At 52.3% G+C, this 21,132-nt stretch carries 18 protein-coding genes; 9 read left to right on the top strand and 9 right to left on the bottom strand.

Going from position 1 to position 21,132, the window contains the following annotated elements; translation table 11 throughout:
* Positions 1–19: 19 nt before the first annotated feature.
* From adiC to KI228_RS19925, 9 genes are all read right to left on the bottom strand, one after another.
* Positions 20–1,357 (bottom strand): arginine/agmatine antiporter, encoded by a 1,338-nt coding sequence (gene adiC, locus KI228_RS19965; protein ID WP_042999095.1) that lies wholly within the window; start codon positions 1,355–1,357, stop codon positions 20–22.
* 128 nt (positions 1,358–1,485) lie between these two features.
* The gene (locus KI228_RS19960; RefSeq protein WP_042999096.1) at positions 1,486–2,247 is read right to left on the bottom strand and encodes an AraC family transcriptional regulator; all 762 of its coding nucleotides are present in this window, start codon (positions 2,245–2,247) and stop codon (positions 1,486–1,488) included.
* 334 nt (positions 2,248–2,581) lie between these two features.
* The gene (gene adiA, locus KI228_RS19955; RefSeq protein ID WP_104010342.1) at positions 2,582–4,849 is read right to left on the bottom strand and encodes an arginine decarboxylase; all 2,268 of its coding nucleotides are present in this window, start codon (positions 4,847–4,849) and stop codon (positions 2,582–2,584) included.
* A gap of 230 nt (positions 4,850–5,079) precedes the next feature.
* Entirely contained in the window at positions 5,080–5,715 is a 636-nt protein-coding gene (locus KI228_RS19950) for a DUF2238 domain-containing protein (RefSeq protein ID WP_042999098.1), read from the bottom strand.
* 144 nt (positions 5,716–5,859) lie between these two features.
* Complete coding sequence (gene fumB, locus KI228_RS19945; RefSeq protein ID WP_042999099.1) at positions 5,860–7,506, bottom strand: class I fumarate hydratase; 1,647 nt, start codon at positions 7,504–7,506, stop codon at positions 5,860–5,862.
* Positions 7,507–7,582: 76 nt separating this feature from the next.
* On the bottom strand, positions 7,583–8,923 hold the full coding sequence (gene dcuB, locus KI228_RS19940; RefSeq protein WP_042999100.1) for an anaerobic C4-dicarboxylate transporter DcuB: 1,341 nt from the start codon (positions 8,921–8,923) through the stop codon (positions 7,583–7,585).
* Positions 8,924–9,558: 635 nt separating this feature from the next.
* On the bottom strand, positions 9,559–10,278 hold the full coding sequence (gene dcuR / locus KI228_RS19935; RefSeq protein WP_042999101.1) for a two-component system response regulator DcuR: 720 nt from the start codon (positions 10,276–10,278) through the stop codon (positions 9,559–9,561).
* Positions 10,275–11,906, bottom strand: coding sequence for a sensor histidine kinase (locus tag KI228_RS19930; protein WP_044264069.1), 1,632 nt, complete (start codon positions 11,904–11,906; stop codon positions 10,275–10,277). The genes dcuR and KI228_RS19930 overlap by 4 nt, the downstream gene beginning before the upstream one ends.
* 121 nt (positions 11,907–12,027) lie before the next feature.
* Positions 12,028–12,978 (bottom strand): nickel/cobalt transporter, encoded by a 951-nt coding sequence (locus KI228_RS19925; protein WP_061069542.1) that lies wholly within the window; start codon positions 12,976–12,978, stop codon positions 12,028–12,030.
* A 478-nt stretch (positions 12,979–13,456) separates the two neighbouring features.
* Here KI228_RS19925 and KI228_RS19920 point away from each other — a divergent pair, with 478 nt between their 5' ends.
* The 9 genes from KI228_RS19920 to KI228_RS19880 all read left to right on the top strand — a co-directional run bounded on the left by KI228_RS19920 (position 13,457) and on the right by KI228_RS19880 (position 21,071).
* The gene (locus tag KI228_RS19920; protein ID WP_151192020.1) at positions 13,457–15,889 is read left to right on the top strand and encodes a DMSO/selenate family reductase complex A subunit; all 2,433 of its coding nucleotides are present in this window, start codon (positions 13,457–13,459) and stop codon (positions 15,887–15,889) included.
* Between the two features lie 13 nt (positions 15,890–15,902).
* Positions 15,903–16,529, top strand: a complete 627-nt coding sequence (locus KI228_RS19915; protein WP_042999104.1) for a DMSO/selenate family reductase complex B subunit — start codon at positions 15,903–15,905, stop codon at positions 16,527–16,529.
* The gene (locus tag KI228_RS19910) at positions 16,522–17,295 is read left to right on the top strand and encodes a dimethyl sulfoxide reductase anchor subunit family protein (RefSeq protein WP_044257303.1); all 774 of its coding nucleotides are present in this window, start codon (positions 16,522–16,524) and stop codon (positions 17,293–17,295) included. The genes KI228_RS19915 and KI228_RS19910 overlap by 8 nt, the downstream gene beginning before the upstream one ends.
* Before the next feature lie 44 nt (positions 17,296–17,339).
* Positions 17,340–17,936, top strand: a complete 597-nt coding sequence (locus KI228_RS19905; RefSeq protein WP_042999106.1) for a molecular chaperone TorD family protein — start codon at positions 17,340–17,342, stop codon at positions 17,934–17,936.
* Positions 17,933–18,469, top strand: a complete 537-nt coding sequence (gene napF, locus KI228_RS19900; RefSeq protein ID WP_042999107.1) for a ferredoxin-type protein NapF — start codon at positions 17,933–17,935, stop codon at positions 18,467–18,469. The genes KI228_RS19905 and napF overlap by 4 nt, the downstream gene beginning before the upstream one ends.
* A 214-nt stretch (positions 18,470–18,683) precedes the next feature.
* Complete coding sequence (locus KI228_RS19895) at positions 18,684–19,019, top strand: type II toxin-antitoxin system PrlF family antitoxin (RefSeq protein WP_042999108.1); 336 nt, start codon at positions 18,684–18,686, stop codon at positions 19,017–19,019.
* Positions 19,020–19,023: 4 nt separating this feature from the next.
* A complete protein-coding gene (locus tag KI228_RS19890) occupies positions 19,024–19,500 on the top strand; it encodes a type II toxin-antitoxin system YhaV family toxin (protein ID WP_061069544.1) in 477 nt (158 codons plus the stop codon).
* 423 nt (positions 19,501–19,923) lie between these two features.
* Positions 19,924–20,454 (top strand): fimbrial protein, encoded by a 531-nt coding sequence (locus tag KI228_RS19885; protein ID WP_042999110.1) that lies wholly within the window; start codon positions 19,924–19,926, stop codon positions 20,452–20,454.
* 68 nt (positions 20,455–20,522) lie between these two features.
* On the top strand, positions 20,523–21,071 hold the full coding sequence (locus KI228_RS19880) for a fimbrial protein (protein WP_042999111.1): 549 nt from the start codon (positions 20,523–20,525) through the stop codon (positions 21,069–21,071).
* The last annotated feature ends 61 nt before the right edge of the window (positions 21,072–21,132 follow it).

Genomic DNA, 21,132 nt, shown 5'->3' with positions numbered 1-21,132 from the left:
CATCGTGTAAAAGAGGGGATTAACTGCGGTTAACCGGCGCATCCAGTGGGAAGGGGTTTTTGTGGATCCGGTTGTAGTTCAGGGCGTACAGCGCGGTGATGATCATCAGGGTCACGAATGACCACATCACCTCTTTCGCGCCGGACCCCACCACTGCCCAGATGCAGTAAATAAAGGCCACAAAGGTTACCAGCAGATAGAGCGGACGCGCTTTGCCGAAGTGTCCGTGACCGAGCAGCAGCAGCGCGGCACAGGTGTACAAATAAGGCACCAGCGTAAAGATGACGGACACTGAAGAGACGAGACCAAACTCTTTCGCGGCGTTCGGCGACATACTGCTGAACTGGAAGATAGTCATCAGAATCCCGACAATAATCAGCCCGGCAACCGGTGTGCCCGCCTTATTTACACGGGCAAAAATCGGTGGGAACAGACCGTCATCGGCGGCGGCTTTTGCAGTCTGTCCGGCCAGCAGCGTCCAGCCGCCCAGCGAACCTAAACAGCCTGCTGCCGCGCAGAAGGAGACAATCGCGCCGGCGGTGTTACCCAGCGCCATACGTGCCGCATCACCGAACGGTGAAGCGGAGACGCGCAGCGCGGCGTTAGGGATCATCCCCATGATGGCGGTGGTGGAGAGCACGTAGCACACAGCCGCGATCAGCACCCCGCCAATGGTGGCAATCGGCACATTGCGTTTCGGGTTTTTGACCACCCCTGCCGCTACCGAGGCGCTCTCGACCCCGATGAATGACCACAGGGTGACGTTAAGGGTGCTCTGAATCGCGCCGAAGGTGTTCATGCCGCTCACGTTCCAGGCCGCCATGTAGGTTTCGCCACGGAACCAGAACCAGCCAAACACCGCGATACCGACGATGGGGACCAGCGCCAGCACGGTGGCGACGGCCTGAACGCGGGTGATCATTTTCGGACCGACAATATTGAGCAGAACGAAGATCCACAGCACCACGACGCAGGTCAGGGTCAGCACCAGCGGATCTTTCAGAATGGGGAAGAAGTAGCTCAGGTAACCGACGCCGATAACCACCATCGCGATGTTACCGATCCAGCAGGCCAGCCAGTACAGCACGTTGGTCTGGTAACCGAGGAACGGCCCAAAGCAACGACGAGCATACGCGTAAGAACCGCCGGGACTGGGATCTAAGGACGACATTTTTGCGTAGACCATCGACAGCGCCAGCGCGCCGATAATCGTGACTAACCATCCGTAGATTGCAATCCCGCCGGTGGCGGCCAGGTTCGCAGGGAGCAGGAAAACCCCTGAACCCATGATATTCCCCGACACCATTAAGGTGACGGGGATTAAGCCCACTTTGTGAGCATCAGCATCCGAGGACATAATTAATCTCCTGAAGGGAACAATAAATGATGTCTCATAATACGCCTTCAGGTGTCGGTTGAATTATGTGCGACGTGGGTTATCGCTAATGCTGATATTATCGTAGCTCATTACAAAATGCTCAAAAATCACGCTGCCGTACGGTCTTTAAACTGGCTGACATAATGTAGCGGGGTCATGCCATAATACTCTTTGAACACAGAGATAAAGTAAGATGTACTGTTATAACCACACAGTTCGGAGACCTGGGATATATTCTTGCCATCCATCAGAAGTTGATTAACAGCGTAGCGCATGCGGCAAGTGGTGATGATTTGACTGTAGCTAGTATTTTCGCTTTTGAGTTTCTTCTTTAGCAAACTTGGACTCAGACAGAGACAACGGGCGACCTGATTAAGATTCCACGCTTTATGAATGTCACTCTCGATAATATGGTAAACGCTGTCGCTGACGCGGTTTCGCAACATAAACATCAGCAGGGACAAAAACTTCTTACTGTCGAGAAAGCGGGATAACACGGCGAACAACAGGCAGCGTGTACGTTCTTCTTCGCCAGGGCTGTCGGTATGCGCAATGCTGTGTTGTGCTGCCACCCGGAAGACATCGGGGGTTACACATTCAGCGGTTAATACCGGTGAGGAACTCCGTTGCCAGAGTGGAATATTTGAAAGATCTTTATTTAAAAAGCGAAGATAATCTTTAATTATATCTCGGCTAATATGTGCGACCAGTGCGTTATTAATCGATGAGATATCGATGATATTGTTTTCACAGGCGATGAGTGCCATATGATTCGCTTTTAAATTGATAGCCTCTTTACCGTTTACTCGTAGCCAAACGTCTTTTTCGGTTAACACGACAATGCAAGGATTATTGCTGAAAATTCTCATACCCTAACTCCCGAATATGAACATAAAATATCCTTTCTCGCCAAAGGGGAGAGATAAAGCAGATATTTAGATTTGTATGACGAATGAAGTCCGCATTAAAATAATGGTTTTGTCTGGAAATACAATAGGCGACAGATAATTGCTATGTACAGAAACTTTTACGCGGTGGAAACCATGCATAAGGGATAAAAAAAAGCGCGGGGAGCACCCGCGCAAAAAGGTATGACAATGGTAGTTTTTCTCAGCAATACTCAGGAAACGCTCGTCATAACCCTACGGCCTAAACCAGGCTGCGTCAGGGTGGCCATGTCATGACGCAGTCGTCGGAATTGATTTACGCTTTCACGCACATTACGTGATAGACGCCATCAATGATTTCAGTGCCTTCGGTTTCATGTTCGAAACCAGGGAAGTGGTGATCCCAGGATTGCAGGGCGCGGAGATAGCCCACCTGCGGACTGTTTTCATCACCGAAGTTCTCGCCGGAAAGCAGCATCGGAATTCCCGGCGGATAAGGGATCACCGAGTTTGCTGCAATGCGACCCGGCAGTTTATCAATGGCCACCATTTCGATGTTGTCGTTAACGATAGCGTTATAGGCTTCACGCGGCGTCATTGCGGCAACCGGCAGGCCGGAATAGGCGGCGTTGAGTTTCGCGCCTGGGTTGTTTTCCCGCAGCCAGGCGAACATCCGATCGCCCAGGTCGTGAATGCCCATATTGGCGTAGGTTTCAGGGTGTTCGTCGACCAGTTCCGGCATGACCTGCGCCAGTGGGGTGTTGGCATCGTAGTGATGTTTAAATGAGCACAGGGTGTTGATCAGAGTTCCCCATTTCCCACGGGTGATGCCCATCGAGAACAGGAACATGATCTGGAAATCGGTGGTGCGGGTTGGCACGATTCCGTGACGTCCAAGCCAGGCGGTGACCAGCGCGGCAGGCACCCCCGTCTCTTCCAGTTCGCCGTCGTCACCCATCCCCGGTGCGAGAATGCTGACCTTGATCGGGTCAAGCATGCTCCAGTTATCGGGTAAGTCTTTAAAGCCGTGCCAGGATTCGCCCGGACGCATCACCCAGCAGTTCTGGTCTGTTGCCAGCAGTTTCGCCGGTGCGTCAGCAAAATCGAATGTTTTCCCGGTCTGCGGATCGGTGACCACTTCTTTGTTCCACGGCTTGAAGAACCAGTCGCCGTCGGCGCTGAACTCTTTATACAGACGCGCCATGGCCTGGCGGAAGTCGATGGCTTCGTCGATCACTTCCTGAGTCAGCGACAGGCCGCTGTTGCCGTCCATCATGGACACCGCCACATCGTTGGATGCGCAGATGGCATACAACGGCGAGGTGGTGGCATGCATCATGTACGCCTGATTGAAGCGGGAAAAATTCACCGCGCCGCGACCTTCACGCACATGGATGTAAGACGCCTGAGAGAGGGCGTTCAGCAGTTTGTGCGTAGAGTGGGTGGCAAAAACGGTAGGACCACTGTGATCGCTCGGTTCACCGCGCATCGCATAGTGGTCGGCGTAAATCGGGTTAAAGCGGGCGTAGCCGTACCAGGCTTCGTCGAAGTGAATGCGGTCGGTAGTTTGCGCCAGTAACGCCTGTGCGGATTTCGCGTTATAGCAGACACCGTCGTAGGTACAGTTGGTCACCACGCTATAAGACGGTTTTTGTCCTGTCTTCTCTTTGGTCAGCGGGCTTTCGCTGATTTTTTTCTGTAAGGTTTCCGGCTGCATTTCCTGTGGGTAGATAGGGCCAATGATGCCGTAGCGGTTACGGCTGGGCACCATATACACCGGTTTCGCCCCGGTCAGGATCAACCCCTGTTCAATCGATTTATGGCAGTTACGGTCCAGCACCACCACATCGTTATCGGTCATACAGGCCTGCATGATGGTGCGGTTGGAGCCGGATGTCCCGACCACGACGGACCAGGAACGGTCTGCGCCAAAGACCCGTGCAGCATATTTTTCGCTTTCGCCAAAGGCCCCGGTGTGATCGAGCAGAGAACCCAGCGAAGCACGTTCAATCCCCATGTCGCTGCGGAACAGGTTTTCGCCGTAATAATCATGATAGAAGCGGCCGGCAGGCGTTTTGGTAAAACCAACGCCGCCCTGGTGGCCCGGTGCAGCCCAGGAGTATTCGTGGATATCGCTATATTTCATCAGCGCACTAAACAGCGGCGGCAGCAGTTGCTGACGATAACGGGTCATGGCGGCGACCGCGCGCCCCGCGATAAAGTCAGCGGTGTCTTCGAGGATCCAGGCGAACTCATCGACAAGCTCCAGCATATCGCGGTCCAGCGAGGCGGTGGCTTTCTCTCTGTCACCTAACAGAAAGACCGGCACATTTTGCTGGCGCTCATGAAGCTTACCGATCAGTTCTCTGACATTTTGATGTTCATCAGGCTGTTCCATTTGATAGCTGAACATCAGGCAATCAATGGCTTCGTTTGCCGACAGGATGGCGTAGCCGTCGTCGAAAGACGTGGACTTAATGACGGCAACATTTTGCCGACTTAAGGCGTCTGCCAGACGTTCCACGGCCTTGCCAACCCAGGTGTCCTGATGCAGAAATTCACTTTCAACAATTAATACTTTCATCATCTCTTACCCGGTTGTGGAGGAATCTGTGATGCGGGCAAGTATTATCCTGACTAAAAAAGGTGTAAAGAGGGCGCGAAACGACGAGGATTCATCAATAATTGTTTATAAACAATGGATTAAAGTGATTTGCCAGCCGTTTTTGGCGATGGTTTATCGACAGCTGAATTATTTTTTGAGCTGATAGTGATATCGCCGGAGCCTGTGTATGCCTCCGGCAGATAAATACGTTATGCGTCGGGGGGCGTTAATCCATAGCGCTGCAACTGACGGCTATGCACTCCCGCCAGCAACGTTACCGTAGTCAATGAACCCAGCAACGCGCAGAACATGTCTGACTGGGTATCCCACGGGTCGCCCTGCGTGCCAAGGAAATCGTCCGCGCCCTGTCCCATCGCCAGCGCGGCCCACCATTCAATTAACTCATAGGTGGCACTAATCGCCAGCGCCACGCAGCAAACCAGAAATGCCAGCATCTTACCGCTGCGAACACTCTTTGTGCGTAGCAGAATTTCGCGCGCCACCAGTGCCGGAACCAGGCCCTGGAAGAAATGGCCGAGCTTATCATACGGATTTCGGCTTAAGCCCAGCCACTCCTGCACTTCAAAGCCCACAGGGACTTTGGCATAGGTGTACATACCGCCCACCATCAGGATGATGGCGTGGAAAAAAATCAGGGTATAAAGCAGAGGAGTGAGCGGGTAGCGCTTTGCGGTTGTCAGCAGCAGCGGTATCACAATAATGACCGGCGTAACTTCCATCAGCCAGGTGGTTTTCTCACCTGCCGAGAAGCCAGTGTAGATCAGGATAAGCGTCAGGATCAGTGCGCCGATATTCAGCAGGGTGGGGTTTAATGTGCGGATCATGGTGATTTCGCAAGTGATGGAAAAGGCTACTATTCACCGAAGTGGTCGAAAATTCAATGCCAGCCATGACGGGAAAAGGTGGCCCGGGGGGATCACCGGACTGCCTTCAAACGTTGAGAGCAGTCCGGTGCCGGGCCGAAGAGGTTATTTCGTGCAGTTAGCGCACTGCTTGTTCACTATCTGCTGGAAGAAATCATTGCCTTTGTCATCGACCAGGATGAACGCCGGGAAATCTTCCACTTCAATTTTCCAGATCGCTTCCATACCCAGTTCCGGATACTCAACGCATTCCAGATGCTTGATACTCTGTTGCGCCAGGACCGCTGCCGGGCCGCCAATGCTGCCCAGATAGAAGCCGCCGTGTTTATGGCAGGCATCGGTCACCTGTTGGCTGCGATTGCCTTTTGCCAGCATGATCATGCTGCCGCCGTGCGATTGCAGGAGATCAACATAGGAGTCCATGCGGCCTGCGGTGGTCGGTCCTAATGAGCCTGAAGGATAGCCCGCCGGTGTTTTTGCCGGACCGGCGTAGTAGATCGGGTGATCTTTAATGTACTGCGGCAACCCTTCGCCAGAGTCGATACGTTCTTTCAGCTTCGCATGCGCAATATCACGACCGACGATAATGGTTCCGGTCAGCGACAGACGGGTGGAAACCGGGTACTGTGAAAGCTGTGCCAGGATCTCTTTCATCGGGCGGTTGAGGTCAACTTTCACCACTTCGCCTTCACCGGCCTGACGCAACGCTTCCGGGATGTACTGGCCTGGGTTGTGCTCCAGTTTTTCGATCCAAATCCCTTCGCGGTTGATTTTGGCTTTGATGTTACGATCCGCCGAGCAGGAAACGCCCATGCCGACCGGACAGGAGGCACCGTGACGTGGCAGGCGGATCACGCGGATATCGTGGGCGAAATATTTACCGCCAAACTGCGCGCCAAGACCGAGTTTTTGTGCCTCTTCCAGCAGTTCCTGTTCCAGTTGTGTATCACGGAACGCCTGACCGTGCTCGTTGCCTTCGGTCGGCAGCGCATCGTAGTAATGCGTGCTGGCGAGCTTCACGGTTTTCAGCGTGCTTTCTGCGGAAGTACCGCCAATCACAAAGGCGATATGGTACGGCGGGCAGGCTGCTGTTCCCAGCGTCCGCATCTTCTCAACGAGGAAGTTTTTCAGCTTGCCCGGGGTGAGCAGCGCTTTGGTTTCCTGGTACAGGTAAGTTTTGTTGGCGGAACCGCCGCCTTTCGCTACGCACAGGAATTTATACTCATCACCATCGACGGTGTAGAGGTCGATCTGTGCCGGCAGGTTGGTACCGGTATTCACCTCTTTGTACATATCCAGCGCGGCGTTTTGCGAATAGCGCAGATTGTCTTCGATGTAGGTGTTGTACACCCCTTTTGACAGCGCCGCTTCATCACCGCCACCAGTCCAGACACGCTGGCCTTTTTTCCCCATGATAATGGCCGTGCCGGTATCCTGACAGGTCGGCAGAATGCCTTTGGCGGCGATTTCAGAGTTTCTCAGGAATTGCAGGGCAACGTATTTATCGTTTTCGCTGGCTTCGGGGTCATGAAGAATGGAGGCGACTTGTTGCTGATGTTCGGGGCGGAGCATGAAGGAGGCATCGTGAAAGGCTTGTTGCGCCAGCAGCGTCAGGGCTTGCGGCTCAACCTTCAGTATGGACTCACCTTCAAACTCACTCACGCTGACATAATCGGAAGTGAGCAGGTAGTACTCTGTTTCGTCTTTCCCCATCGGGAAAGGTGCCTGATAGAAGAACGCTTTATTTGACATGTGCTTCCAGCCTATTGATTTCTTTTAATATCATAAGTGACGTGCCGCCCGGTGACGGACGGCACGCGGGAGACCTTTACAGGAATCCGTACATGGCAGCAAAGATCCAGCCAAAGACGCAGGAGACGCTCACGCCAATCAAACCCGGGAGAATAAAGCTGTGGTTGATGACGAAGCGACCAATGCGGGTGGTTCCTGAACGGTCGAACTGAATGGCGGCCAGATCGCTTGGATAGGTCGGCAGAATGTAGTAGCCGTAGCACGCCGGGGCAGACGCCACGATGTAGGCCGGGTCAACGCCAATCGCCAGCGCGACCGGAACGATAGCCGCCAGCGCCGCTGCCTGAGAGTTAACGAATTTTGACACCAGCAGCAGAACAATCGCATAGGCCCACGGATACTCTTTCACCATGTTACCCAGCACACCTTCGATTTCTGTCATGTGCGCGCCGAACATGGTTTCCGCCATCCAGGCGATACCGTACACCGCCACAATCGCGATCATACCTGAACGGAAGACTTCGTTTTTAGAGATTGAAGCGGGATTGGTTTTGGTCAGAATAATAATCAACGCGCCGGTCAGCAGCATGAACATCTGGATAACCAGCACCATCGACAGCGCTTTGCCACCGAATGAAGGGCGAAGTTCAGAGAAGGCACCCAGGATAGCGACGACAGCAATGGCGGCAAGGAAGATCCACATCGCCAGCCAGTTGCTTTTCGGCAGTTTTTTGTCCAGCAGCGTAGCGGTATCGCCATACACGTAGTGATGGTTTTCCGGTACGGAGATGAATTTCTGGAAGTCTTCATCTTTATCCAGATCTTTACCACGGAACCAGCTGAAAATACCGATAGCCAGAATACCAATCAGTGTGGACGGGATAGTGATCGCCAGCAGGTCGAGGAATTCGAGGTGTTTGCCTTCAAACGTCACATTACCCAGCATGGCAACCAGAGAAACCACCGCCACCGATACCGGACTTGCAATGATCCCCATTTGTGCGCCGATGGAGCTGGCTGCCATCGGACGTTCCGGGCGGATGTTATTTTTAATCGCCACGTCGTAAATGATGGGCAGAATCGTGTAGACCACGTGGCCGGTACCGCACAGGATAGTCAGGGTACAGGTCACAAACGGGGCAACGATAGAGACATATTTCGGGTTGCGGCGCAGCAGTTTCTCTGCGATCTGCAACATCACATCCAGACCGCCTGAGGCCTGTAGCGTTGCTGAGGCCGCGACCACGGCGATGATCACCAGCATGACGTCAACCGGTGGTTTACCCGGCTGGAGGTGGAAAACGAACACCAGAATGACCAGGCCGATACCGCCTAACAAACCCAGCGCGATACCGCCCTTTCTGGCACCATAAAACAAACATATTAATATTATGAGAAGTTGTATACTAAATAGCATTTATTTACCCTCGCGATAAAACCAGTCAATTTTGATAAATGGATCACAGCCATGTTCTGTTTTTTGTGTAATGGGCGCAGAGCCTGGCTAATATTCGTTTCGTCTGAAAGTGCGATTAGTTTTTAAACATCGAATAACGTTATTCCTAAGGACAGGAAAACTCTTATCGTTTTTTTCAGGCTGTTTTCAGAGAGCACGACTCTCTGGCGATGGGCAGTGTTGAAAAAGAAGAGCAGAGGCAGGTTCGGGCTATTTTTTGTATCTTTATGAAAAACATGAACATATCATCTGCTCACAGAGTGTGCTTATCCTTAAGATGTAGCATGAGCTCCGTTGCTACCGTTTATCGTTTTTGTTAATCCGTCCGGTTATTTCCAGACTACTCCTTTGTGATTAAAAATACACACTCTGCGCAGGGGATAATACTTTATTAACTTTTGTTAGCGTTTTTGAAATTAAAAACAATGGCGTGTCGGATAATAATAACGCATTGAAAAATGTGGAATGATGCAATTATATTTGATCTGGCACAATTTCTGAATTTGCAGGAAGTAACCTTAACCTTTTTATTTTTTCATTATTGTAATAATTGTTACCAATATATAACGAAATAATGCAAGGTTAAGATTTATCTTCTACTGACAATATTGCTTAAGTAAAGAATAATGTTCTGCCTGAATACGGTAACGGTAAACCGGCCTGCCCGTAACGCCATAATGGATGCTGGTAACCAGAATATGACAGTTGACCAGCCAGATAAGATATTTGCGGCAGGAGACGCGAGAAATATTCACCGCATTTGCCAGTTCATCGGTTGAAAACTCATAATCCTGATGTGCATCGATCCACTGACACAGCGTGCGCAGCGTCTGCGGCGTCAACCCTTTCGGCAGGCGGCGGGTGTCCTGCTCACTGGACGCATTGCCGTGAATCAGTTGGTCCAGCTCTGACTGCTCATAATACTGGTGCTTATCCATGTCCCTTTTCTTTTGCAGCCAGCTGGTGAGGGCTTCCTCAAAGCGTGAGGCCTGAAACGGCTTGATTAAGTAATCTACAACGCCGTAGTGCAACGAATCCTTGATCGTCATGGCATCGGCGGCAGAAGAGATGACAATGACATCGCTTTTGCAGCCAGCGGCATGCAGAAGCGGTAGCAGGTCCAGCCCGTTCTCTTTCTGCATGTAAATATCCAGCAGAATCAGGTCAATCTGAACATCGCTATTAAAAATAACCTCTTTGGCTTTTTCCAGCGTTGAGGCGGTTCCGCAGCACTGAAAACCGGGGATCTGTGCGACATAGCGGCGGTTTAACTCCGCGACCATGGCGTCGTCATCGATAATAAAGACATTGATCATGTGCTGGCCCTCTCCCCATCCCAGGGTATTTGTACAAAAAATTGTGTGAAAACGCCAGGTTCGGATTCCACAAAAATATTGCCACCAAGACTTTCAACTTGTTGTTTAACAAGCGCTAAACCAACGCCGCGTTCAGTTCCTTTAGACGAGACGCCTTTATCAAAAATAGCGTCAAGGCGGTGCGGTTCAATGCCGGGACCATCGTCACTGACTTCACAATGTAGCCAACCATTGCGATAGTATAAGGAGACGCTGATCTCACCTCCTGACTGCTGTGCTAACGCGTCGATCGCGTTTTCAATCAGATTTCCGAGCGCGGTAATCAATACCGCAATTTGATCTTCATTGCCGCTGTCCGGTACCTGGCTGTCATGGCTAATCACCAGTTTGTGCCCTGAATCGGATGTGCGATTAATCTTACTAAGTAAAAAGCCAGCAATGACCGGCGATCTAATTTTGCCTAACAGTGAGCCGATCTCTTCCTGATAGTTGTTTGCCGTCTTAATAATATAGTCTTCAAGCTGCTTATAACTCTTCAGATGTAACAATCCCAGAATCACATGTAATTTATTCATGAATTCGTGGGATCGTTCACGGAGTGAGTCGGCATAGTTCACCATGCCATCCAGTCGCTGCATCAACTGGCGAACTTCCGTTTTGTCCCTGAAGGTGGAGATCGCGCCAATAATCTTGCCGTCGCTGCGAACCGGGACGGTATTAATGAGCAGCAACCGATCTTTGATGTTGATCTCTTCGTCGCGGTGCGACGTACCGTCGCGCAGCACTTCGCTGAGATCCACCACCTGCGACCATGCATGGCTGAGCGTGGAAAACTGGGGGTCATCCTGTGACTTACGGTAATCCAGCAACTCCTGGGCGGCCTCGTTGATTAACGTCACTTCGCCTTTGTCGTCAACGGCGATGACCCCCTCTTTGATTGATTGCAGCATCGCCTGGCGCTGTTCAAACAGGGTAGAAATTTCATACGGTTCCAGGCCAAACAGGATGCGTTTGAGCACTTTCACCAGCACCCATGTTCCCAGCAGGCCAACCAGCACGCCAAAAAGTACGGACCAGAGGATGCTGCCGCGACTGTCGTTAATCTGTTCGGTCACCCGACTCAGTTCCAGACCGATCGCCACCACCCCAATCTGGTGGTGATTGTCGTCATAAATGGGGGTGAAAACGCGCAGCGCCTGGGCGAGAAAGCCCCGGTTGATGGCGATATTCTCTTTGCCATCCAGCGCCAGCAAAATATCGTCGCCCTTAAATGGTTGCCCGATGCGTTGGGCTTCCGGATGAGAATAACGCAGGCTTTTCATGTCGGTGACAACAATGAACAGCATATCGTTTCGCTTGCGCACCGCTTCGGCAATCGCCTGAATCCCGCTATCCTCGGGTTTTTTCATCAACCCCGCACGGATCTCCGGCGAGTCTGCCAGCGTCCGGGCAACGGCCAGCGCTTTGTCTGCCAGCGCATCACGCGTCATGTGGCTGATTTGTGAGAAGTAGAACAGATGGACGACAAGCAAGACAGAAAACAACACGGCGCTGACCATCAGTATCACCGTCGTACCGAGTTTCATCGGCCGTTCACGTAGCTTGCGACAAGGCAGGGAGTGTCTCATGGTGGTCCCGGGTTCACAGTTCGTGTGGATATTATCCCTATTGGGACGCGTAATTCAAAGGTGGCAGGGAAATTCACTGGGGCAGGTGTCCCATTATCGGATCATTATTACGCAGGTCGGATCAGCAACCTGCGGCAATATAATCGCCGTTGGCGCTAATCGGGATCACCGTTAAGAACAGAATTGTGGCAAACAGGATCAGCACCACACCGCCGACTATTTTCGCTGCAGGCGCAAGCCATTTCAGATCGGGATGTCCTGTACCGAACCATGTGAGTGTCTGATTTCGGGCATAACGTACCGCCAGAGACAGTCCCATGATCGACAGCGCAGTGCCAAAGGACATGGTCATCACCGCTGCAATGCCCCAGGTGACGATACCGAGAGCATTGGAAAACAGCAGGATCATGATTGCCCCGCTGCATGGTCGGGCGCCGATGGCGAGAATCACCCCCAGCCGGGTTTTCCAGTTACCGTCCACCAGCGTCTGCCCGACGCCGTGATGTCCGCAGCCGCACTTCTCGTCATGGCTATGCAAGGGAGTAAATCGGGTGAAGGTTATCGGGCGTATGGATTTAAGTGCCTGATAAATGAGAAACGCGCCGAATCCGGCGATCAGCGCAGCGCTGATTTTTTCAACGTACCATCGGCTGGTGCTCAAATCGCCGGCTGCCAGGTTAAAGCCAATCGCGAGGATAAACACAAACAGGATCGCACTGACTCCTTGCATCAGGCTGCCAATAAAAGGCACGACCCGAGCAGCCAGCAGGCTTTCCTTATTGGTACTCAGATAGGTCGTCACGATGAACTTTCCGTGTCCCGGTCCGATGGCATGCAGTACGCCGTACAGAAACGCCCCCGTCAGTAACCAGAAACCGCCGCTGTACTGATGATTATTCAACTGCAGCAGATACATCACCAGATAGCGATGCAGGGTGATTTGCGTCGCCAGACACCACTGAATAAACGCCCCCCAGTGCAGATGCAGGGTATAGCCGATCCCAAACAGTGTCAGCGTCAGGAGTCCTGCCAGCGACAGGCGCAGAGAGGGATGGCGTCCGGATACGATCATGATTCAGTCTGGCTATGGGGATGATGAAACAGTATAGTCCGTTTACGGTAAGAACTCAGTTCACGCAGAAGGCTTTCTTCTTTTTGTATAACAAAAAATCATATTATTGCTAAATTAGCATAAAAAGTAATATGTTTCTGAACGCCAGGAATATTCATTTTGACCAGGAATACTCTTTTTGGCATACGTTCCAAAAATAAGAATTTTATTGCGCTTGCCTGACGGAATATATAAGCGCAATATAATTAATTATACAATGATTATGCTGTTGTTCTGTTTTTATCTCTTATATGTTTACAAAAATGTCATCTTCAGTTAAATCACTGCTTTTTATCAGATGAAAAATGATAAGAGTCTCATGGTTTTACCACTTTATTTTTCCATAAAAGCGCGTTTGATCATAATCAACCATCAGCCGTGTTTAGCCCTATATGATTACTTATTAATAATAACTATGGATGCAATGTGAGAAAAAAAGATGGAAATAAAAAAGTGGCTAAACACAACGCTGTCCCGACGGGATGCGGTGACAGGCACCGCAAAAATAGGTGCCGCTGTTGCACTCAGTAACGCGATTACGTTGCCTTTCTCTACCACCGCGCAGGCTGAAACGACCGACGCTCCTGCGCAAGGCGGCAATGGCGAAACCGTTCGCCACAGTGCCTGCCTGGTCAACTGTGGCAGCCGTTGCCCGCTGAAAGTGATCGTTAAAGATGACCGCATCGTGCGTATTGAACCGGAGGATGCAAAAGACGACGCGGTATTTGGCGAACATCAGATTCGTCCGTGTTTGCGCGGTCGTTCCAGTCGCTGGCGGGTATATAGTCCGGACCGGATTAAATATCCGATGAAACGCGTAGGTAAACGTGGCGAAGGGAAATTCAAACGTATTTCCTGGGATGAAGCGACAGCATTTATCGCTGCAGAATTAAAACGCGTGACGGAAAAATATGGCCGTGAGGCAATTTATTATAATTATCAGTCGGGCGCTTATTATCATACCCAGGGCACGCCTGCCTGGAAACGTCTGCTAAATCTTACCGGCGGCTATTTAAATTATCATAACACCTATTCCACGGCGCAAATTGCCACCGCAACGCCCTATACTCACGGCGTGTATGTCGGAAGTCACTTTACGCAAATTGCGCATTCCGATCTGGTGGTGCTGTTTGGTCTGAATTTGTCTGAAACGCGCATGTCTGGCGGCGGACAGGTAGAAGAGTTACGTCGTGCGCTGGAAGCCTCGAAAGCGCGGGTGATTATTATCGATCCGCGTTATACCGACTCGGTAGTTACCGAGCATGCCGAGTGGCTGCCGATTCGCCCGACGACCGATGCCGCGTTGGTGGCTGGTATCGCCCATACGTTGATTACCGAACAGTTGATCAATGAAGCCGAGGTGAATAAGTACTGCGTGGGCTATGACAGCAGCACGCTGCCTGAAGGCGCTGCGCCGAATGCCAGCTATAAAGACTACGTGATTGGTAAAGGTGATGACGGTATCGCTAAAACGCCGGAATGGGCGGCGGAGATCACGGGGCTTCCGGCGACGCGCATTCGCCAACTGGCGCGCGAAATCGCTTCGGCTCGTGCCTGTTACATTTGTCAGGGCTGGGGGCCGCAGCGTCACGCTAACGGCGAGCAAACCGTGCGCGCCATTCAGACGTTACCCGCACTGACGGGCCACTTTGGCCTGCCGGGCACCAATAACGGTAACTGGCCTTATGGCACCCCGTATGGCGTACCGCTGTTACCGATTTTGACCAACCCGATCAAGACCTCCATTCCGTGCTATCTGTGGACGGATGCGATTCAACGCCCGGAAATGATGACGGCCACCACGATGGGGGTGAAGGGGGCGGATAAACTGAAAACCGGCATCAAGCTGTTCTTCAACCAGGCCGGTAACACGCTGCTGAATCAGCACGGTGAAACCAACCGCACGCGCAAAATTCTCGCGGATGAAAGTTTGTGCGAAACCATTATCGTCATTGAAAACCACATGACGCCGAGCGCGAAGTACGCCGATCTCCTGCTGCCGGAAACCAGCTATCTCGAAGCGGAAGATCTGGTGGACAGCTCCTATGCCACGGGGTCTCACAACTACATGATCGCCTTGCAGAAAACGGTCACGCCGATGTGGGAAGTACGTAGCACCTACGATATTTGTGCTGATATCGCCGGGCATCTGGGGCTGCGTGAGCAGTACACCGAAGGGCGGACACAGGCGCAGTGGGCAGAAATGCACTATCAGCAGATCCGCGAGAAACGTCCGTACCTGCCGGAATGGTCGGTGGCGAAAGAGATGGGGGTCATTGACCAGCGCATCGCAACCGACAAACAGAGCCTGGCGTTTGCTGATTTCCGTGCCGATGCCGTGGCCAATCCGCTGACCACGCCATCCGGCAAGATTGAGATCTACTCGCAGGCGCTGGCCGATCTCGCGAAAGCGTGGACGCTGCCGGAAGGCGATCGCATCCCGGCGGTACCGGAGTTCTGCGCGGTGACAGAGTCGCATCTGAACAAAGCGCTGACCGCGAAGTATCCGCTGCAGTTAAGCGGTTTTCACACCAAAGGCCATACCCACTCAACCTATACCAACGTGTTGATGCTGCATGAAGCGGTACCGGATGAAGTGTGGATCAACCCGATAGATGCCAGCGCACGCCAGTTGAACTCTGGCGATCTGGTGCATGTGTTCAACGATCGCGGCGTGGTGGCGATTCCCTGCAAGGTGACCCAGCGGATTCTGCCGGGTGTGGTGGCGATGCCACAGGGGGCGTGGACCCGTCTGGATAGCAACGGTGTGGACGTTGGCGGGTGCATCAATACCCTGACCAGTCATCTGCCATCGCCGTTGGCGAAAGGGAACCCGCAGCATACCAACCTGGTTGAAATCAAACGCGCTTAAGGAGTGATCCGCAATGAAACAGTATGGCTTTTATGTTGACTCCTCGCGCTGCTCAGGCTGTAAAACCTGCCAGGTCAGTTGTAAGGATAATAAAGATCTGGACGTCGGCCCGAAATTCCGCCGTGTCTATGAATACGGCGGCGGAAGCTGGGTGAAAGAAGGAGAAAGCTGGCACAACGACACCTTTACCTACTACCTCTCTATCGCCTGTAACCACTGTGATGAGCCAGTCTGCGTATCAGGCTGCCCGACCGGCGCGATGCACAAGCGTGAAGAAGACGGTCTGGTGCTGGTCGATGACAGTATCTGCGTGGGCTGCCGCTATTGCGAGATGCGCTGCCCGTATGGCGCGCCGCAGTTTGATGCTAAGGCCAAAGTCATGCGCAAATGCGACGGCTGTCTCGACCGACTGGAGCAGAATCTGCGCCCCATCTGTGTGGATTCTTGCCCACAGCGAGCGCTGGATTTCGGCCCAATCGATGAACTGCGCGCGAAATACGGTAGCGAGAACGAAATTGCGCCACTACCCGCCGCGTCGTTTACCCATCCTAACCTCATCATTAAGCCGCATCCGAAGGCCAAACCTACGGGCGATAAGGAAGGGGCCATTATGAACATGGGGGAGGTGCGCCATGCATGAGTTACCGCTGGTCTTTTTTACCGTCTTTACCCAAAGCGCAGTGGGGGCATTTATTCTGCTGCTGATTGGCGGCACCCTGGGGCAGATCGAGGCGCGGCGGATGGCCGTCGGCCTGTTCTGTGTCATGTGTCTGTTTGGGGTTGGGGTGCTGCTGGGGGTAATCCACGTCGGACAACCGCTGCGTGCGCTGAATATGCTGCTGCGCGTGGGTCATTCGCCGATGAGCAACGAAATTGTACTGTCGGCAGTGTTTGCCACGCTTGGCGGGCTGGGTTCTCTCGGTCTGCTGCTTAACCGTGGCGCGACTGCGCTGTGTAAAGCGCTGGTATGGCTGGCGGCGGTGGTGGGCGTGGTCTTTATTCTGGCGATCCCGCAAATCTACCAGTTGCCGACGGTGGTTACCTGGCGCACCTCGTATACGACGGTGATGATGGTGCTGACGCCGCTGATTGGCGGCGGCATTCTGGCCGGGCTGTTCGGGCTGCGTCTGGGCCTGTTGGTGAGCGTACTGGCGATACTCGTAAGTTTCTGCCTGCGACCGGGGTATGTGTCGACGCTGATGAGTGCGGACGACGCGTTAACGGCGGCGCAAACCAGTTGGTTTACCGCACAAGCGGCGCTGCTGGCGCTGGGCATTGTTGGGGTGGTGACCTGGGCGCGGTTGAAGTCCAGTGTCACGGTTCTGGCGATGACCGCCGTGGTCGTCATCGTGGCTGAGCTAGTGGGCAGGATTGCGTTCTACAATCTGTGGACGTTACCGATGTAACCTGTGAGCGGCTTCGGCCGCTCTGTTTTCAGGAGGAGCCAGAGATGACCCCCGATGCTGTATTACCGAGGATCCTCGGTGCACTGTTTTATTACTCTCCCGGACGACCGGAGGTGAAAGCGCTGTTCGACAGTCTGCCCATGCTGCCCGATCTGTATCCGTGGCGCGATCCGGTGCAGATTGCCAGGCTGTGTGCTGACTGGCCGCTGCCGGATGATGAAGAACTGGCGTGGCAATTTTCCGTGCTGTTCGAAGGGCAAGGGGATATGCCCGCGCCGCCATGGGGTTCCGTCTGGCTGGAGCGCGATAATCTGCTGATGGGCGATACCACCGCGGAATACCGCGCGTTTTTACAGTCGCAGGGAATGGCATTTGACTCGCGCCAGAGCGAACCCGAAGATCAGTTTGGCCTGATGCTGTTAGCCAGTAGTGCGCTGCTGGAGGCCGGTAAAGACGCGGCGGTAAATCAATTATTCGCAGTGCATCTGCTGCCGTGGGGATATCGCTATCTGGAACGCGTGCAGGACAGCGCGGTGAGCCCGTTCTATGCGCGTCTTGCCGCCGTAACGGCGTGTTATCTGCAGGAGATGGAGCAGCAACGCGCGCTACAACCTGCGGTGAAACGGCTGTACTTCGGATGAACAAGTCAGAGAAATATTATCAGGCGCTGATGACGCATCGGCACGTCAGTCGGCGTGGGCTGTTTCGCGCGTTTGTCAGTGCGGCAAAGCACACTGCGCCGGAGGGGGTATCGGTGCCTCAACTTGCGCATTCGTTGCCACCGGGAGCCGTGCCTGATGCGCAGTTCATCGCGCAATGTACCCGATGCAACCAGTGTATCGATGCATGCCCGATGGGGATTCTGACCCGTCACGAAGACGGCTACCCGCAACTGGCTATTGATTATGCCAGTTGCGATGGCTGTGGGGCGTGCATTGCCGCATGCCCGAGTGACGCGCTGTGCGTACAGGCGCGTTTTGATACAGGCCTGCGGCCAACGTTCAGCGCTGCCTGCGTTAATCCAGTGCGCTCGTGTAACCAGTGTGTTGAGGCATGCCCCGAACTGGCCTGTACCCTCGGCGCGACGGGGATCCCTGTGCTGGACAGCGAGCGTTGTACCGGCTGCGGTGAATGCCGGGTACAGTGTCATGTTGATGCCGTCAGTCTGAAATAATCCTTCCGCCCGAATTTGCGAGACGGCTTCCCGTTTTGATCTTTTCCTCCTTTATAGGCTTTGAATCCTCTGTCATTGCGAGTTTCTGAGTGTAACGTTCAGCTCCGTGAGTTCTTTGCTAACAATGCAACTACATTGCAATGCGTTTGCATTGTTTTTCTGGCGAGCCTACAATGCGTTTAAAATTTGTACACAGTAACGCAAAGGGATAAATATGTTCGCCTATGTTCGATCTGAAGACATTGCCATTGAAGCGGATTCTAAATTGACGGAACGACATCAAACGACTATCCCTGCGTCGATCAGGGACGCTTTACATCTTCGCAGTGGTGATCGTATTCATTACACATTGCTTTCCACGGGTGAAGTACTGCTTTCAAAATACAGTGAAGCAACGGAGGACGGTGTGATGCGATCATTCCTGGACTTCTTATCACAGGATGTGGCGAATAACCCACAAACGCTGAAGAAGCTGGATTTATCCCGTGGCTATGAACTGGTTGATGGTATCGACGTCAATCTTGATGATGAAATCAGCGACGAAGACTGAAAAAATGGATTTTCCCACATGGCTGAACGGGTGGACGATCTACGCTCATCCCTGTTTTATCGATCAATACAACGCGCTGGTCGCACGTGTTGAAGACCTTAAGCACAGGTTTCCAGATCCCATTGTTTTCCAGAAGAAGAAAGAGACCAAGGTGCTGGCGCATTTATTGAAATCCATTGCCAACATTACCCACGAACCCCGAGCTTCTGTTTACCTGCCTGGTGACAGTATAGGGAAAGCTTATACAGACTGGTCGAGAGCGAAGTTTGGTGGGGGACGGTATCGCTTATTTTTCCGTTATAGTCTCGAGAGTAAGATCATTGTCATCGCATGGGTGAATGATGAAGGGCCATTGCGCACCTACGGCAGCAAGACCGATGCCTATAAGATTTTCGGGAAAATGCTCGATGAGGGGAATCCACCCGACGACTGGCTAAGTTTGCTTCAGGCTTGTCAAAACGACGGGAAGGAACATCTTTGAGCTCTACTGTTGATATTTTCACCTTAACTATTCCAATAATTTACTGAATCATTATTTTATTTCCGGTATTATCGGGAATTATCCTAATCTCTTCTCCGCTTTTGAATTCTATATCCGCTAAAACCCGTCATGTATTTCGGATTTATCACACCACTTCGCGAGATATAAATCCACCTTTCCTTTCCCTGCGAGTTAACAATGCGTATCTATCCCACAGCAAATGTAGTGCTTTGTGTGGAAATTTTGATTTGGTAGCATTTTCATCAGTTCAAAGGAGTGGTGGTAATTAATATTATTGCATTTTTAATTATTGCCAGGACATTTCCAGAACAAAACCAAGAGTTGATTACAGCAGGACGAAATAACGAATGCGACGTGATGACTCTTTATTTCTCAGGATATTGGTACAAACAGGAAATTGTTATGAAAATGAATAAAGTTGCTATGGCTGTTGCGTTCAGCGCCGCTCTGGGTTCTATGTCTGTTTTAGCTGACACAACGAACGGTGTGATTGAATTCCAGGGTGAACTGGTAAATACCGCCTGTGGTCTGGCACCAGGTTCAAGCCCGGTGACCGTTGATTTTGGTCAGATTCCTGTTTCTGCACTGGCTAACGGTGCTCGCGCCGGAAACGTACACCAGAACATCGAACTGCAGCACTGCGACATCACGGTAGCGCAAACTGCAGAAGTGACTTACACCCCGACCAGCACCAACCCAACTGACGCCACTCTGGCGGCCTTTACTTCAGGCACCGCGTCTGGTGCGGGTATCGGCCTGCGTGACAGCGCCAGCCAGGATGTGGTGTGGGGCACTGCAACAACACCTGTCCAGCTGGTTAATGGCACCAACACCATTCCGTTTGTGGCCTATGTGAAAGCAGAAAGCGCAAGCGCAACCGTGGCTGCTGGTTCCTTCCAGTCCACCGTGAACTTCGAGATTGCGTACCAGTAATTGACCTGAAGTGATGAGTGCGGGGCGTGTTCCCGCACTTTCTCCACCGTAGACCAGGGAGGGACAAAGTGAAAATAAACAATACGCTCCTCATTGCCGTCTATTTTTGCGCTCTGGTCGGGTCGGCTTCGGTTTCAGCATCCACCGTCACGCCGGGTAAATTAGCCATGAGCGGTGAACTGATTGAGGCGGCATGCAGCCTTGACCCGAACAGTCGGGATATAGAGGTTGAGTTTGGTAATGTTTCTGCCAGCCTGATTAATCGTAATGATGAAGGCAATATTACGCGGCCAGTGTTGATACGCCTGACAGGATGTTCCGTGGTGAAACGAGGCAACGATGGTTCACTTTATCCTTATGCTTCGGTCACTTTTATGGGCAATGCGGCGGCATCCGATCCCACCACATTATTAGTCAGTGGTGACGCCGATGGCTTTGGTATTCGTCTACGTGACAGTCAGGGTGAAATATTAACGCTGGGTCAACCCTCTCCGGAATATGAACTGAGCGAGACCGATAACGTTTTAAAATTTTCCGCATCGCTGGTACCGGTTCAAAAATATATAAAAGCGGGCGAGTTTACTGCCGTTGCGCAGTTTTTTATGGATTACCACTAACAGCATAACAATAACCTGGCAGGAAGCAGGACGTTTTTAACGGATTTATTCGGGATGAAAA

The organism is Citrobacter amalonaticus (genome assembly GCF_018323885.1).
Lineage (GTDB): Bacteria > Pseudomonadota > Gammaproteobacteria > Enterobacterales > Enterobacteriaceae > Citrobacter_A > Citrobacter_A amalonaticus.
The sequence above is the reverse complement of the archived record's forward strand: the minus strand, read 5'-3'. Positions and strand labels throughout refer to the sequence as shown.

What these genes read in the sequence shown, in the direction of transcription:
- adiC (WP_042999095.1), bottom strand. Translation starts at nt 1,357, where the DNA reads ATGTCCTCGGATGCTGATGCTCACAAAGTGGGCTTAATCCCCGTCACC.
- KI228_RS19960 (WP_042999096.1), bottom strand. Translation starts at nt 2,247, where the DNA reads ATGAGAATTTTCAGCAATAATCCTTGCATTGTCGTGTTAACCGAAAAA.
- adiA (WP_104010342.1), bottom strand. Translation starts at nt 4,849, where the DNA reads ATGAAAGTATTAATTGTTGAAAGTGAATTTCTGCATCAGGACACCTGG.
- KI228_RS19950 (WP_042999098.1), bottom strand. Translation starts at nt 5,715, where the DNA reads ATGATCCGCACATTAAACCCCACCCTGCTGAATATCGGCGCACTGATC.
- fumB (WP_042999099.1), bottom strand. Translation starts at nt 7,506, where the DNA reads ATGTCAAATAAAGCGTTCTTCTATCAGGCACCTTTCCCGATGGGGAAA.
- dcuB (WP_042999100.1), bottom strand. Translation starts at nt 8,923, where the DNA reads ATGCTATTTAGTATACAACTTCTCATAATATTAATATGTTTGTTTTAT.
- dcuR (WP_042999101.1), bottom strand. Translation starts at nt 10,278, where the DNA reads ATGATCAATGTCTTTATTATCGATGACGACGCCATGGTCGCGGAGTTA.
- KI228_RS19930 (WP_044264069.1), bottom strand. Translation starts at nt 11,906, where the DNA reads ATGAGACACTCCCTGCCTTGTCGCAAGCTACGTGAACGGCCGATGAAA.
- KI228_RS19925 (WP_061069542.1), bottom strand. Translation starts at nt 12,978, where the DNA reads ATGATCGTATCCGGACGCCATCCCTCTCTGCGCCTGTCGCTGGCAGGA.
- KI228_RS19920 (WP_151192020.1), top strand. Translation starts at nt 13,457, where the DNA reads ATGGAAATAAAAAAGTGGCTAAACACAACGCTGTCCCGACGGGATGCG.
- KI228_RS19915 (WP_042999104.1), top strand. Translation starts at nt 15,903, where the DNA reads ATGAAACAGTATGGCTTTTATGTTGACTCCTCGCGCTGCTCAGGCTGT.
- KI228_RS19910 (WP_044257303.1), top strand. Translation starts at nt 16,522, where the DNA reads ATGCATGAGTTACCGCTGGTCTTTTTTACCGTCTTTACCCAAAGCGCA.
- KI228_RS19905 (WP_042999106.1), top strand. Translation starts at nt 17,340, where the DNA reads ATGACCCCCGATGCTGTATTACCGAGGATCCTCGGTGCACTGTTTTAT.
- napF (WP_042999107.1), top strand. Translation starts at nt 17,933, where the DNA reads ATGAACAAGTCAGAGAAATATTATCAGGCGCTGATGACGCATCGGCAC.
- KI228_RS19895 (WP_042999108.1), top strand. Translation starts at nt 18,684, where the DNA reads ATGTTCGCCTATGTTCGATCTGAAGACATTGCCATTGAAGCGGATTCT.
- KI228_RS19890 (WP_061069544.1), top strand. Translation starts at nt 19,024, where the DNA reads ATGGATTTTCCCACATGGCTGAACGGGTGGACGATCTACGCTCATCCC.
- KI228_RS19885 (WP_042999110.1), top strand. Translation starts at nt 19,924, where the DNA reads ATGAAAATGAATAAAGTTGCTATGGCTGTTGCGTTCAGCGCCGCTCTG.